General features: G+C 65.0%; 14 protein-coding genes. 2 read left to right on the forward strand and 12 right to left on the reverse strand.

The features are described from left to right. The coding region (locus ACN0SE_RS16890) for an IS30 family transposase (protein WP_417525704.1) at nt 1-408 on the forward strand (408 nt) is incomplete at its 5' end. Between the two features lie 95 nt (nt 409-503). Then, nucleotides 504-1,877 carry a hypothetical protein gene (locus ACN0SE_RS16895; RefSeq protein WP_417525705.1) on the forward strand — a complete coding sequence of 458 codons (1,374 nt, stop codon included), beginning with the start codon at nt 504-506 and terminating at the stop codon, nt 1,875-1,877. 33 nt (nt 1,878-1,910) lie between these two features. Here ACN0SE_RS16895 and ACN0SE_RS16900 read toward each other — a convergent pair whose 3' ends face one another. From ACN0SE_RS16900 to ACN0SE_RS16955, 12 genes are all read right to left on the reverse strand, one after another. Beyond that, nucleotides 1,911-3,137, reverse strand: a complete 1,227-nt coding sequence (locus ACN0SE_RS16900; RefSeq protein ID WP_417525706.1) for an acyl-CoA dehydrogenase — start codon at nt 3,135-3,137, stop codon at nt 1,911-1,913. A gap of 158 nt (nt 3,138-3,295) precedes the next feature. Further along, on the reverse strand, nt 3,296-3,985 hold the full coding sequence (phoB, locus tag ACN0SE_RS16905) for a phosphate regulon transcriptional regulator PhoB (RefSeq protein WP_417525707.1): 690 nt from the start codon (nt 3,983-3,985) through the stop codon (nt 3,296-3,298). Between the two features lie 2 nt (nt 3,986-3,987). Continuing rightward, nucleotides 3,988-4,707 carry a phosphate signaling complex protein PhoU gene (phoU, locus tag ACN0SE_RS16910; protein ID WP_417525708.1) on the reverse strand — a complete coding sequence of 240 codons (720 nt, stop codon included), beginning with the start codon at nt 4,705-4,707 and terminating at the stop codon, nt 3,988-3,990. Between the two features lie 10 nt (nt 4,708-4,717). Further along, nucleotides 4,718-5,515, reverse strand: coding sequence for a phosphate ABC transporter ATP-binding protein PstB (gene pstB / locus ACN0SE_RS16915; protein ID WP_417525709.1), 798 nt, complete (start codon nt 5,513-5,515; stop codon nt 4,718-4,720). Between the two features lie 14 nt (nt 5,516-5,529). Then, a complete protein-coding gene (gene pstA, locus ACN0SE_RS16920) occupies nt 5,530-7,329 on the reverse strand; it encodes a phosphate ABC transporter permease PstA (protein WP_417525710.1) in 1,800 nt (599 codons plus the stop codon). A 14-nt stretch (nt 7,330-7,343) separates the two neighbouring features. Then, complete coding sequence (gene pstC, locus ACN0SE_RS16925; RefSeq protein ID WP_417525711.1) at nt 7,344-8,720, reverse strand: phosphate ABC transporter permease subunit PstC; 1,377 nt, start codon at nt 8,718-8,720, stop codon at nt 7,344-7,346. Between the two features lie 117 nt (nt 8,721-8,837). Then, nucleotides 8,838-9,818 carry a substrate-binding domain-containing protein gene (locus ACN0SE_RS16930; protein ID WP_417525712.1) on the reverse strand — a complete coding sequence of 327 codons (981 nt, stop codon included), beginning with the start codon at nt 9,816-9,818 and terminating at the stop codon, nt 8,838-8,840. A 347-nt stretch (nt 9,819-10,165) separates the two neighbouring features. Beyond that, nucleotides 10,166-11,212 (reverse strand): ATP-binding protein, encoded by a 1,047-nt coding sequence (locus tag ACN0SE_RS16935; protein ID WP_417525713.1) that lies wholly within the window; start codon nt 11,210-11,212, stop codon nt 10,166-10,168. A gap of 2 nt (nt 11,213-11,214) precedes the next feature. After that, complete coding sequence (locus tag ACN0SE_RS16940; RefSeq protein ID WP_417525714.1) at nt 11,215-12,396, reverse strand: trans-sulfuration enzyme family protein; 1,182 nt, start codon at nt 12,394-12,396, stop codon at nt 11,215-11,217. A 1-nt stretch (nt 12,397) separates the two neighbouring features. Further along, a complete protein-coding gene (locus ACN0SE_RS16945) occupies nt 12,398-12,919 on the reverse strand; it encodes a gamma carbonic anhydrase family protein (protein WP_417525715.1) in 522 nt (173 codons plus the stop codon). Further along, entirely contained in the window at nt 12,916-13,563 is a 648-nt protein-coding gene (gene gmk, locus ACN0SE_RS16950; RefSeq protein ID WP_417525716.1) for a guanylate kinase, read from the reverse strand. Before gmk ends, ACN0SE_RS16945 begins: the two co-directional genes overlap by 4 nt. 5 nt (nt 13,564-13,568) lie before the next feature. After that, nucleotides 13,569-14,447: a YicC/YloC family endoribonuclease gene (locus ACN0SE_RS16955; protein ID WP_417525717.1), complete on the reverse strand. Its 879-nt coding sequence runs from the start codon at nt 14,445-14,447 to the stop codon at nt 13,569-13,571. Nucleotides 14,448-14,638 lie beyond the last annotated feature (191 nt).

Consider the following 14,638-nt stretch of genomic DNA (forward strand, 5'->3'; position numbering starts at 1 on the left):
ACGGTGCTGCTGAAGAACCCGAACAAGCGCACCAAGCCGGTCATGGGCAATATCATGAAGGCAGTGCGCGACCTGCCTCACCTGGCGCGCAAGTCCATCACCTTCGACCGCGGCACCGAGTTCGTCAGCTGGCCGCATCTGCAGGCCGAGATCGGTACCCAGACGTGGTTCTGCGATCCCTCCTCGCCGTGGCAAAAAGGCACCGTCGAGAACACCAACCGACGGGTCCGAAGATGGCTACCCCGCAAGCGCGACATCACGGCAATCTCAGATCATGAATTGAAGATGATCTGTGACCGCCTCAACGCAACACCCAGAAAATGCCTCGGATGGAAGACCCCCGCCGAGGTGTTCCGGGAAAAGATGATGGAGGAAATGGGTCGACGCCCCTACCCTCAACGCCAATAGGAGTCGCGGTTCAAGTATCGCTCACACCCGCACTTGATCCGAACCATCCTCTCACGCTACGCTTGAAATCAAGGACCCACTTGGGAGTGCTTCCAGTGACCCGTATCCTCTATCTCACCAGTTCCGCGTTTCTGTCGCTGATGCTCTTGCCGCACCCCTCCATGGCGCTGGAGATCGCGCCTGGCACCCTCGGGCTCTGTCAGGCCACCCTGCGTGGCGAGATCGCGCCCGGCGATGCTGACGTGCTCTCTGAGCTGTCTTTCGAGCAACCCCTGACCTGGCCGTCAGAGGCTGACGGTCGCTGGAAGACCCTGTGCCTCGACAGCCCCGGCGGTGACTTCGATGAAAGCCTGAAGATCGCGCAGTATCTGGTTGATAATGATATCGGAACCGTTGTCGACGATGGCGCGGCCTGCACCGGGAGCTGTGCGTTGGTCTTCATGTTCGGCACCGTGGCCCAGGGCGCGGCCCCCGGGCTGACCCACCGCGTTCTGCATGTCGGCGGTACCTTGGGGTTTTCAGCGCCGGACCTTGGCGAGACTGCCACGGCCGAGGACCTGCTGCGGTTCTACACGCTGGCCGCGCAACCCCGGCCGGACAAGGCGCGGCCGTTCCTTGATGCCGATCTGGTGGCGGCGCTGAGCGTGACCCGGCGGCTGGAGATCGACAGCGTCAACAAGGCCGGCCGCTGGGATATCGAGCTTACCGGCTTCGAGGAACCGGCGCTCTCGGATCGCGGGTTTTTCAATGCCTGTCAGAACCTTACCACATGGCCCTCGCGGCTGGCCGAAGGCCAGCTGGACTTCGAAGGCAATGGCGAGGTCTTTCAGCTCTCGGTTTCCAGCTGGACCGCCGGCGGCGCGATACGGGACCGCTACGAGCTGCAGTTCGCCAGCGAGGATGTGCAGGAATGTTCCGCCACCGTGGCTGCCTCCGGGGATGGCACGCCCTTGCCGTTGATCTGTGGCGTCGATGGCGAGACCAACACCGGCATCGGCCCGGATGACTGCGGCGACCCGGACCTGATGTACCTCTGGGCGCCCATTCCGGCCCTGGCGAAGTTCCCGGCGGAGACCAGCCTCTCGGCGCTGGAGGATGGCAGCGCCCTGCCCGCCAGATCCGAGGCCGCCGAGCTGACCAAGCCGACGCCGTGCCGCTCGGAGGATGGTGTGGCCGAAGTCATAAACGTGAACAATTACACGTCATTGCGGGCTGAACCTACGGTAGACTCTGAAAAGCTGGGCGAGCTGCCGCTGGGCAAGACCTTCGAGATCGGCGAGAGCTTCGCCGCCAATACCGACCACCCGGATCACGCCGCCTGTGCCGCGCTCTGCGAGGCGGCCAATGCGGACAAACCGTTTGATCGCGGGGCCTTGGCGACCTGCGTTGACGAAAACTGGATGTGGTGGCAGATCACGGGGCCCAATGGCAAGACCGGCTTTGCCAGCGCCAAGTTCCTCGATTTCTGAAGGTGTCCGGCGGGCGTGCCGCCGGACAAAGGCTCAGAAGAACGCCTGAAGCCCGGTCTGCGCCCGGCCGAGGATCAGCGCATGGACGTCATGCGTGCCCTCGTAGGTGTTCACCGTCTCGAGGTTGACCATGTGGCGGATCACCTGGAATTCGCCGGAAATGCCGTTGCCGCCGTGCATGTCGCGCGCCATCCGGGCGATATCCAGCGCCTTGCCGCAGTTGTTGCGCTTGATCAGGCTGATCATCTCGGGCGCGGCATTGGCCTCGTCCATCAGCCGGCCGACCTGCAACGCGGCCTGCAGGCCCAGGGTGATCTCGGTCTGCATGTCGGCCAATTTCTTCTGGTAGAGTTGCGTTCCGGCCAGCGGTTTGCCGAATTGCGTCCGGTCGAGGCCATAGCTGCGCGCCGCCTGCCAGCAGAACTCGGCGGCACCCATCACGCCCCAGGCAATGCCATAGCGCGCCCGGTTGAGGCAGCCGAATGGTCCCTTGAGGCCCGAGACATTGGGCAGCAGCGCGTCTTCGCCGACCTCGACGCCATCCAGCACGATCTCGCCGGTGACCGAGGTGCGCAGCGACAGCTTGCCGCCGATCTTGGGCGCGCTGAGCCCCTTGGTGCCCTTCTCCAGCACGAAGCCCTTGATCTTGCCGTCGTGGGCATCCGACTTGGCCCAGACCACGAAGACATCGGCGATCGGCGCGTTGGAGATCCACATCTTCGAGCCGGTCAACCGATAGCCGCCGTCGATCTTCTGTGCGCGGGTCTTCATGCCGCCGGGATCGGAGCCGGCATCGGGCTCGGTCAGGCCGAAACAGCCGATCCAGTCGCCGCTGGCGAGCTTCGGCAGGTACTTCTGGCGCTGTTCCTCGGTGCCATAGGCGTAGATCGGATACATTACTAGGCTGGATTGGACCGACATCATCGAACGATAGCCGCTGTCGATCCGTTCGATCTCGCGCGCTACAAGGCCGTAGGAGACATAGCCCGCGCCGATGCCGCCATAGGCCTCGGGGATTGTGGTGCCAAGAAGGCCCATCTCGCCCATCTCGGCGAAAAGCTCGGGCGCGATGGTCTCATTCTCGTAAGCATCGATCACCCGCGGGGCCAGTTTCTCGCTGGCATAGGCGCGGGCGGACTCGGCCACCATGCGCTCTTCCTCGGTGAGCTGGGCCGAGAGCCGCAGCGGATCGGACCAGTCGAACCGGCCGAGATCGGGCGCGTCCTTGGGCTTCAAAGGGGTCACATCTAATGCAGACATCGCGGGCCTCCCGTGGAATTCGCTGAATTGCGCCGAGAGTAGCGCATCGGCACGGGCGAAGGAAACCGGGATTTGATCAAATGACGCCGCGGCGGCGAGGAAAGCCCACAAGGGCTTGAGGAGCGCCCTCCTCCGCCCTTGCGGTCGTCTTCGGTCGGTCAGCCCAGCGCGTAGCCGGCACCGCGCACGGTGCGCAGCGGATCGCTGCCGCCAAATTGGCAGAGCGCCTTGCGCAGCCGGCCGATATGCACGTCGACGGTGCGGGTGTCGACATAGATGTCGCGGCCCCAGACCCGGTCGAGCAGTTGTTCGCGGGTCCAGACCCGGCCGGGCTTTTCCATGAAGGTGGTCAGCAGGCGAAACTCGGTCGGCCCGAGCTTCAGCGGCTGGTCGGCGCGGGTCACCCGGTGGGTCTCGGCATCCAGCACGATATCCTCGTATTCCAGCCGTTCACCCACACTGGCGGGCCGCGTGCGGCGCAACTGCGCGCGTACCCGGGCCATCAGCTCGACCACCGAGTAAGGCTTCACCACATAGTCGTCGGCCCCGGTCTCGAGGCCGCGCACCCGGTCGACCTCTTCCGCCCGGGCCGAGAGCATGATGACCGGCACGGCCCGGGTTTCGGGCCGCGATTTCAGCCTGCGGCAGACCTCGATGCCCGAGACATTGGGCAGCATCCAGTCCAGCACGATGATGTCCGGCGCTTCCTCTTCCGCGAGCAGCAGCGCCTGCTCGCCGTCCTCGGCGCGGCTGACGCGAAAGCCCTCGGCCTCGAGGTTGTAGGACAGCACCTCGCGTTGCGCCGGCTCATCCTCGACGATCAGCACCGTGGGTTGATCCACCGACATGCTCAGGCCCCCGCTTCCGGCGAAAGCGACTTGTCGAGCGAGGTGCGGTCGCCCTTCTCGCGCTCGGCCGGCATCGCGCCTTCGACGAGAAAGACCACCTGTTCGGCCACCGAGGTCACGTGGTCGCCCATGCGCTCGATGTTCTTGGCGATGAAATGCAGGTGCATGCAGGCGGTGATGTTGCGCGGGTCTTCCATCATGAAGGTCAGGAATTCGCGGAAGGTGGCGTTGTACATCTGGTCGACGTCGCGGTCGCGCTGGATGACATCACGGGCCAGCGCCGCGTCGCGCTGGATGTAGCTGTCGAGCGCGTCCTTCAGCATCACCTCGACAACCCGCGCCATGCGACGCAGCGCCGAGGTGGTGCCGTCGATCTGCGCCAGCTGCATCAGCACCGAGTTGCGCTTGGCCATGTTCTTGGCGAGGTCGCCGATCCGTTCCAGATCGTTGGCGGTCTTCATCACCGACAGGATCACCCGCAGGTCGACGGCGGTGGGCGCGCGCAGGGCGATCACCCGGGCGGCTTCCTCGTGGATCAGCTCGTCGAGCTCGTCGATCGCCTTGTCGCCACGGCGAACCTTGTCGCTGAGCTCTTCGTCGCGGGCCTCGAGCGCCTCGGCGCCGTCGCGGATCGCCTGTTCGACCAGGCCACCCATTTTCATGATCCGCGCCTGGATGCTTTCGAGGTCGCGGTCGAAGGAACTGACAATGTGCTCTTGCATGATGTGCTCCTTACCCGATCCGACCGGTGATGTAGCTTTCGGTCCGGGGATCGTCGGGCATGGTGAAGATTTTCGAGGTGTCGCCGAATTCCACGAGGTTGCCCAAGTGGAAGAAGGCGGTCTTCTGGCTGACGCGGGCGGCCTGCTGCATCGAGTGGGTGACGATCACCACCGAATACTGCGAGCGCAGCTCGTCGATCAGCTCTTCGACCTGGGCGGTGGCAATCGGGTCGAGCGCCGAACAGGGCTCGTCCATCAACAGCACCTCGGGCTCGGTGGCAATCGCGCGGGCAATGCACAGACGCTGCTGCTGGCCGCCGGAAAGGCCGGTGCCGGGCGCGTGCAGCCGGTCCTTGACCTCGTCCCAGATCGCGCCGCGGCGGAGCGATTTCTCGACGATCACGTCGAGATCGGCCTTGCTGCGGGCCAGGCCGTGGATGCGCGGGCCATAAGCGATATTGTCGTAGATCGACTTGGGGAAGGGGTTCGGCTTCTGGAACACCATGCCCACCTTGGCGCGCAGTTGCACCGGATCGACCTTCTTGTCGTAGATGTCCTCGCCATCGAGGCGGATGTCGCCCTTGACCCGGCAGATCTCGATGGTGTCGTTCATCCGGTTGAGACAGCGCAGGAAGGTCGACTTGCCGCAGCCCGACGGGCCGATGAAGGCCGTCACGGTGTTGGCCTCGATGTCGACGTCGATGTTCTTGATGGCATGGGTGTCGCCGTAGAACACATCGACATTCCGGGCCGAGAACTTGATCTCGTTGGACGTCACTGCAGTCTCCGCTTTCGGGGTATCGTACATGGGGGTTCCTTTCGTTACCAGCGGCGCTCGAACCGGCGGCGCAGCACGATGGCCAGAAGGTTCATGAGGACAAGGAAGAGAAGCAGGACGCAGATCGCCGCCGCTGTGCGTGCCTCGAAGGCACGTTCGGGGAAGTCGGACCAGCGATAGACCTGCACGGGCAGCACCGTGGCGCTGTCGGTCAGAGAGGTCGGCACGTCGACGATGAAGGCCACCATGCCGATCATGATCAACGGCGCGGTTTCGCCCAGGGCTTGCGCCATGCCGATGATCGTGCCGGTCAGGATGCCGGGCATCGCCAGCGGCAGCACGTGGTGGAAGCTCGCCTGCACGTTCGAGGCACCGACACCCAGCGCCGCTTCACGGATCGACGGCGGCACCGCCTGGATCGCGGCGCGGGCGGCGATGATGATCGTCGGCAAGGTCATCAGCGCCAGCACGATGCCACCGGCCAGGGGCGCCGAGCGCGGCACGCCGAAGACATTGAGGAAAACCGCCAGCCCCAGCAGGCCGAAGACGATCGAAGGCACCGCCGCGAGGTTGTTGATGTTCACCTCGAGGAAGGCGGTAAAGCGGTTTTTCGGTGCGAATTCCTCGAGATAGATCGCGCCCAGCACGCCGATGGGGAACGCGAGGCCAAAGGTCACCGCCATGGTCAGCAGCGAGCCCACCAGCGCGCCACGGATACCGGCCAGTTCCGGCGCGCGGCTGTCGGCGGCAGTGAAGAAGCGCCAGTTGAAGGTCTCCTTGATCTGACCGCGTTCCTTTAGCGTCTCGATCCAGACGATCTGGTGATCGCTGACCTTGCGCGCCGATTCCGGCTGGCTGGTGGTGTAGAAGCCCCAGTCGGTGCTGCCGTCGACCGGCAGGGTCACGGCGGTCAGGGCTTCGCCCTTGGCCTCGCGGGCGCCGACCTCGGTCAGGCGGATCCAGCCGCCACCGGCCTTGACCAGAAGCGAGATGTTCTCGTCGTCGACCGCTTCCGAGCCGCCTGCCCCACGGGCCCGCGCCTCGAGCGCATTGGCCTCATCGAGCAACTCCTGCTCCTGCGTCCGGGCCTTTTCGGCCTTGGCGAGCTGTTTCTCACGTTCTTCGGCGGTCTCGGCGGCAGACGCGCGCTCACCATAGACGGCGACGGCATTGGCCTGGCGCGCGGCCTTGACCCGCAGGTCCTCGACATCGACGAAAAGCTGTTCCTTCACCGCCATCAGCGCGCCGAGGAAATCGTCTGCGCTGGAGGTCAGCACCAGATCGCCGCCCTCGCCTTCGGTCACGCTCAGCGTGCCGGTCACGGTCTCGGCGTTCAGCGTGCCGTATTCGTCCTTGAGGTAAAGGTCGGTCACGTCCGAGGCCAGGAAATCATAGGTGATGGTCTGGCCCAGCAGCTCGGGCTCGGCGGTGATCTTGTCGGCCAGTTCAAAGGGCGCGCCGCCCGAGACGAGGTTGCCGAGCGCCCGGCGCACGGTGCGGCCGCTGGCCTCGGGGAAGGCCTCGCGCAGCATCTGCGTGGTCAGACCGTCGAAATCGGCGCGCAGCAGCTCGTTGCCGGTGGCGTCGGGCGCGATGCCCAGCACCTCGGGGTCGAGCGTCACCTCGGCAGTGATGTAATGTTCGGTCAGCGCCTTGGACGCCTGCATCACGACCGAGCTGAGCAGCGCCACGAGGGCGAAACCGGCCACGCCGATGGCGGCAATGCCATAGGCCTTGAGCCGCAGTTCGGCCCAGCGGCGACGGCGCAAGCGCGACGAGCCGCCGAGGATGGTGCCGTGATCAAAGCCGCGACCGTCTTGGGGATTGGTAGAGATATCAGCCATGTCTCAATGCCTTCTCAGTCGTACTTTTCACGGTACTTCGCGACAAGCCGCTGCGCCGCCATGTTCATGATCAGGGTCAGCACGAACAGCGTGAACCCCAGGGTAAAGGCCGGTCCGGCCGCGGTTTCGGCCTCGGTGTCGCCGGTGATCAGCGCCACGATCTGCACGGTCACGGTGGTCACCGCCTCGAGCGGGTTGGCGGTGAGGTTGGCGCCCTGCCCGGCCGCCATCACCACGATCATCGTCTCGCCGATGGCGCGGCTGACGGCCAGCAGAACCGCCGAGACGATGCCCGGAAGTGCCGCCGGCAGAACCACCTGCTGCATGGTCTCGGCCTTGGTGGCGCCAATCCCCAGCGAGGCGTCGCGCAGCGACTGCGGCACCGAGTTGATGACGTCATCGGACAGCGACGAGATGAAGGGGATGATCATCACCCCCATCACGATCCCCGCCGCCAGCGCCGATTCAGAGGCGACGCGGATGCCGATCGCCTCGCCACCGTCGCGCAGCAAGGGTGCCAGGGTGATCGCGGCAAAGAAGCCGTAGACCACGGTCGGGATGCCGGCGAGGATCTCCAGCATCGGCTTGGCAAAGGCCCGCACCCGGGTCGAGGCGAAATCCGACAGGTAGATGGCGGCAAACAGCCCCACCGGCACCGCGACCACCATGGCAATCGCGGTGATCAGCAGCGTCCCGGCAAAGAGCGGCAGCGCGCCCACCTTGTCAGCGTCCATCTTGCCTTCGAAGACGCCGGACAGTGGGCTCCACGTGGTGCCGAAGAGATACTTGTGCACCTGCCAGTCGATGGCGTTGAAGAACCGCATGGTCTCGAAGATCAGCGACAGCACGATGCCGATGGTGGTCAGGATGGCGATGCCGGCCATGACCAGAAGCACGGCGCGGATCACCTTTTCGCTGTGGTTGCGGGCGCGCCATTCGGGCGCCACGCGGGAATAGGAATAGAGCCCGGCGAGGAAGGCCCCGCCCAGCCCCAGCACGATCAGCGCCCAGGAATGAATGGCGTCGAGCGATGCAAAGCGCAGGGCCACTGCCTGACGCAGGTCGCCGTCTTCCGACGAGATGCGGCCCTCGGCAATGGCGCGGGCGTCGGAAAGGATCAGTTGGCGTTCGATCATCACGGCATCGGGCCGCGCCTCGCCGATCTGCGACATCAGGCTGGAGGTCACCCACCAGTTGCCGAAGATCACCAGAAGGATCAGCACGCCCCAGCCGGTGATCAACACCCAGAGGAAGCTGTGCAGACCATGGTAGGACGGACGGGAATGCAGGTGGACGTCGTCGCTCGCGGCCACGTTGGCGGCACGGCGGCTCGACAGCAGATAGGCCGCAACTGCCAGCGCGAAAATGACCAGCGTTAGGGTGAAAACCATCAGTCAGGCTCCGGGTATTCGGGCGGTGATACGGGCGTCGGGTCCGGGCTTTGGCAACCCGGAAAAGCGAACCGAGGGCGGAGATCCGCCCTCGGTGATGTCAGTCGCGATCAGCGATCAGTAGTTCTCGGCAGTCAGCTCGGGCAGGTTGGCCACGGCGTCCTGGTTCTGAGCCATCAGCTCTTCGCTGACCGGGATCAGGCCGAGATCGATCAGGTAGCCGTCTTCGCCATTGGCGTTCACGAACTCGGTGGCGTACTCGATGACACCGGGGATGACGCCGACATGCGCGTGCTTGATGTAGAAGTACATCGAGCGCGACACCGGGTAGTCGCCGGCGGCGATGGCGTCGAAGGTCGGCTCGACGTCATTGACGACGGCGCCTTTCAGGGCGTCGGCGTTCTGGTCGAGGAAGGAGAAGCCGAAGATGCCCAGAGCGCGGTCGTTGGCTTCCAGCTTCGACACGATCAGGTTGTCGTTCTCGCCGGATTCGATGAACTTGCCGTCGTCGCGGATGTGCAGGCCTTCGCCTTCGCAATCGTCGCCACCGGCCTCTTCGCAGCCAGCCGCCATGGCCAGCTCTTCAAAGGCGTCGCGGGTGCCGGAGGTCGGCGGCGGGCCGAGCACTTCGATTTCCACCGCGGGCAGCGCCGGGTCGATCTCGTCCCAGGTGGTGGGCAGCGGGCCGTTGGCCGCCAGAGCTTCCCAGACCTGGCCGAGGGTCAGTTCGAAATCCGGGCCGGACTTGGCGTTGGCGATGACGATGCCGTCATAGCCGGCGACGATCTCGGTCAGGTTGACGCCGTTCTCGATGCACTGCTCGACTTCGGACTGCTTGATGCGGCGCGAGGCGTTGGTGATGTCGGGGTGCTCTTCGCCAACGCCGGCGCAGAACAGTTTCACACCGCCACCCGAACCGGTGGATTCAACCACGGGCGTCGCAAAATCGGTCGACTTGCCGAATTGCTCGGCCACGGCGGTGGAGAACGGGAACACGGTCGACGAGCCGACGATGCGGATCTGATCGCGCGCCGAAGCGGCAGTTGCGGAAACGGCAGCGATCGCCAGGGCAGAGGCGGTCAGTTTCACAAAGGTCATGAAGAGCTCCTGTTGTCTCATGTCGGGACGCCGGGGTTGCTTGCGTCGTGGCGTCCGCTGCGGGCACTGCTAGTCATCGTCGGCAATGCTTTTGTGACACTTGCGTAACGCTTTTATGACAAGGGTCAGGAATCTTGACCGATCTGCGGATTTTCTTCGGAGGAGCATGCGAGCGTTGCTGCAACTGGTTGATTTAGGGCGGTTATTTCCATCGACCGAGCGCGCCGCTCTCTCGCTGGAAGAAGGAAGAAATCTGTCGTGCCGTGGTTGTTGACCTAGGGTCATGCACGCTTTGACAGGGCTCTGTTACAAACGGATTCGTCAGGCCGACTCGACTAACCGCCCAATCACGCCGGCAGCACGATCCGAAAGGACGTGCCCTGCCCCAGTTCCGAGTCGATCTGCAACCGTCCGCGGTGCCTGCCGACGATGTGCTTGACGATCGCCAGCCCCAGCCCGGTGCCGCCCTTCTGCCGCGACCGATGGCTGTCGACGCGATAGAACCGCTCGGTCAGCCGCGGGATATGCACCGGGTCGATGCCCGGCCCGTAATCGCGCACCACCAGTTCGACCGCGTCGCACCGCAGTCGCGGGTGATAGGCCGGCGGCGTCAGGGTGATGTCGATCCGGCCCCCATCGGCCGCATATTTCACCGCGTTCTCGATCAGGTTGGTCAGCACCTGCCGCAGCTGGTCCTCATCGCCCGGCACCGAAACCGGCGGCTCCGGCATCTGTGTCCGGATCTCGAGCCCCGCCTCACCGGCAATGCCGCTCAGGCTCTTGATCACCGAGCGCATCAGTATCGCCAGGTCGATCCGCGAGGTCGGCCGCATCCGCTCGGTCGCCTCGACCCGGTTCAGCGACAACAGATCGCCCACCAGCCGGTTCATCCGCTCTGCCTCGGATTCCATGATACCGAGAAAGCGGTTGCGCGCGGCGGCATCCTCGCGCGCGGGGCCATGCAGGATGGTCTCGATAAAGCCCAGAAGCGCGGTCAGCGGTGTCTTGAGCTCGTGGCTGACATTGGCGATGAAGTCGCGGCGCATCTGGCTGGCGGCTTCGACATGGGTCACATCCTCGAAGCTCAGCAGCACGCCGTGGCGCTCGCCACCATGGATCGCGGCGCAGCGCACCGAATAGGTGACGTCCTGGCCATCCTCGCGCGTCAGGAAGTTGGTCTGTCGCGCAGTGTGATCGCGCAGCGTGGCCTCGACGGTATCGAGCAGCGCCGGTTGCCGCAGCGCGGTGATGAAATGCCGGCCGACCGCCGCCTGCCCCACCAGCCGCTGCGCCGCCTCGTTGACGTGGTGGATGTATTCGTCGTCGCCGATCACCACCATCGGCTGCGGCAGCGCGTCGACCACCGACTGCAGAAGCTCGCGGGTGTTGGGCATGCTCAGACAGCCCGCGCTGCCGCCACCGCGCGGGTGAATTCCGCGATCAGCGCCTGCGGCTCCTCGAGCCCGACCGAGACCCGGAAGAAGCCCTCGGTAATCCCCAGCGCCGCGCGCCCCTCTTCGGTCAGCCCGCGGTGCGACGACGAGGCCGGGTGCGACAGCGTCGTTCCGACATCGCCCAGCGTCGGAGCAAAGGCCACGCCCTTGGCCGCCTCGGTCAGCGCATTGGCCTGCGCCCTGCCACCCTCGATCTCGAAGGAGACCATGTTGCACCCGCCGGTCAGCAGCGCCTCGGCCAGTGCCCGGTCCGGGTGATCGCCGCGCGTCGGATAAAGCACGCGCTTGACGCCCGGCAGGCCCGAAAGCGCCTCGGCCAGTGCCTCGGCCGTGGCCTGCGCCCGCTCGAAGCGCAGGTCGAAGGTCAGCATGCCGCGTTCCGCCAGCCAACAGTCGAACGGGCTCGGCGTCATGCCGGTGGTCACGGCGAAATCATACATCGCCTTCTGCAGGCCCGCGTCCCGCGCCGCGACCCAGCCGAGCGTCACGTCGGAATGCCCGGCCAAGAGCTTGGTCACCGAGTGCAGCACCACGTCCGCGCCCAGATCGAATGGCCGAATGCCGCGCGGCGTGGTGAAGGTGTTGTCCACCACCAGCAGCACGCCCGCCTCTTTCGCCACCGCGGCGATCCCTTTCACATCCGCCACCCGCAGCGTCGGGTTCGACACCACTTCCAGCAGGATCAGCCGGGTCTCCGGCCGCAGCGCGCGGCGAAAGGCCTCGGCATCGGTCGGATCGGCCAGGCTTGTCGCAATGCCCAGCCGCGGCAGATCATCCCGCATCATCCGAAGCGAGCGGCCATAGAGCTGGTCGCCGCCGATCACATGATCGTCGCTCTCGCACAGCCCCAGCAGCACCGCCGTCACCGCCGCCATGCCGGATCCCAGCATCAGCCCGTCGTCACAGCCCTCCATCGCCGCGATCCGCCGTGCCAGCAGATCGGCGTTGGGATGCCCCTCGCGCGCATAGGTGTACCCCTGCGCCCGACCCTCGTATTGCGAATCGAGCGTGTCGGGCGTTTCCGAAGCGTAGACCACAGAAGGTGAAAGAGGTGTTACCACCGGCCGGCTGATGCCCTCGGTCAGAACCTCGGGGCGGATCAGCGTTCCCTTGTCGTTGCGCATGTCAGAGAGCCTTCAGCCCGGCGCGGAACCGCCGCATGTTGTCCTGGTAATGTCTGGCGGATTTGCGCAGCCCCTCGATCGCCGCCTCGTCCAGCTGGCGCACCACCTTGCCCGGCGCGCCCATCACCAGGCTGCCGTCCGGGATCTCCTTGCCCTCGGTAATAAGCGCGTTGGCGCCGATCAGGCAGTTGCGGCCGATCTTTGCGCCGTTAAGCACCGTCGCCCCCATGCCGATCAGCGAGTTCTCACCGATCGTGCAGCCGTGCAGCATCGCCTTGTGGCCTATGGTGCACCCTGCCCCGATGCTCAAAGGAAAGCCCATATCCGTATGGCAGACAACGTTTTCCTGGATATTGCTGCCGGCGCCGACGCGGATTTCCTCGTTGTCGCCGCGCAGGGTGCTGCCGAACCAGACCGAGCCTCCGGCCTCGACCACGACCCGGCCGATCAGATTGGCATCGGGGGCGATCCAGCTGTCTTCGTCCACCTCGGGGCTCTGCCCGTCAAGTGCATAGAATGTCATGGCAAATCCTCGAATTCCGATTGCAGTTTGCGCACGTGGTCCGTCAGGTCGGGCTGTTGCAGCCGGCGCAGACGGGTGGCGGTCACGATGGTCTTGAGCTTGTCCTCGGTGGCGTCAAGATCGTCGTTCACCAGAACAAAATCGTAGCTGCCCCAGTGGCTTATCTCGTCCCAGCTCTTCTGCATCCGCTTCGAGATCACCTCGGCGCTGTCCTGGGCGCGGGTTTCCAGCCGGCGGCGCAGCTCGGTGATCGAGGGCGGCAGCAGGAAGACCGAGAGCGTGTGGCGGCCGAGATCGGAGTTCTCGATCAGCTGCGCGCCCTGCCAGTCGATGTCGAACAGCACGTCCTTGCCGGCGTTGATCGCCTCTTCCACCGCGGCCTTGGGCGAGCCGTAGAAATTGCCGAAGACGTGGGCGTGTTCCAGCATGCCGCCCTCGGCCACGGTCTTCTTGAATTCCGTTTCGGAAACAAAGTGATAGTCGACGCCGTCAACCTCGCCCGGGCGCGGTTTTCGGGTCGTGGCCGAGACCGAAAAGACGATCGAGTCGTCCCAGGCCCGCAGCCGTTTTGCGAGGGTGGATTTGCCGGCGCCAGAGGGCGAGGACAGGATGATCAACAGGCCGCGGCGCTTGGGATCGGACATCTTCTTTACTCCACGTTCTGCACTTGCTCGCGCATCTGGTCGATCACCGCCTTGAGATCGAGCCCGATGGCGGTAAGCGCGCTGTCGCCGGATTTGGAACAGAGCGTATTGGCCTCGCGGTTGAACTCCTGCATCAGGAAATCCAACTTGCGTCCCACGCTGGCGGGGCTTGCCAAGAGTTCACGTGTTGCCTTCACATGCGAGTGCAAGCGATTGATTTCTTCTGTGATATCCGCCTTGACGGCCAGCAATGCCAACTCTTGCAGGATACGATCTTCCTCGACCTCGGCGGCACCTTCCATCACCGCGGCCAGCGCCAGGCGCAGTGTCTCGCGGGCCTTCGGACGGCGGGCCTCGGCGGCGGTTTTCGCTTTGGTGACAAGGGTTTCGATCTCGTCCAGGTGCGCGATGAGCACCGCATGCAGGGAATTTCCCTCGGCTGATCTCATCTCGCAGAAAGAGGCCAGAACTCCCTGAAAATCCGACAGAAGTCCGGCTTTCAGGGCCGCCGTGTCGGTTTCATTCTCGTCCATCTCCATCATGCCGCGCAGGGCGATGATCTCGGCCGCGGTCGAGGGCGCGAGAGAGACATGGCGGGTGATCGCCTGCTGCTCGATCTCGGCCAGCGCGGTCAGCACCACGTCGAGCTGCTGGGTGTTGAGCCGCTGGCGGCCGGCGGTTTCCTCGCGCGAGAGCCGCAGGTTGACCGTGACGTTGCCGCGTTTGAGCGCGCCGGTGACCTGCTTGCGCAGCTCGGCCTCGAGCCCCTCGATCCAGTCGGGCACGCGGATCCGCAGGTCGAGCCCCTTGGCGTTGACCCCGCGGATTTCCCAGGTCCAGCTGAAATCGCCGGTGGCGCCCTGGCCGGCAGCGAAGCCTGTCATCGATTGCAGCATCCTGATCCCCCGCGCGGCCGCCCGATCTGGCGGCGAAATCGCCCTTATCCGCATGATTTATCGACCGGAATAGGCAATCCCTGCCGGTCGGGCAAGCCGAAACCCCACGACAGCCCCGCCGCCGGGGTTAACCTTCCGGTCCGAAAGTCCCCCCAATTAAAGATAATGGTGGCATATTA

It is taken from the genome of Marinovum sp., assembly GCF_048263515.1.
Taxonomy (GTDB): domain Bacteria; phylum Pseudomonadota; class Alphaproteobacteria; order Rhodobacterales; family Rhodobacteraceae; genus Marinovum.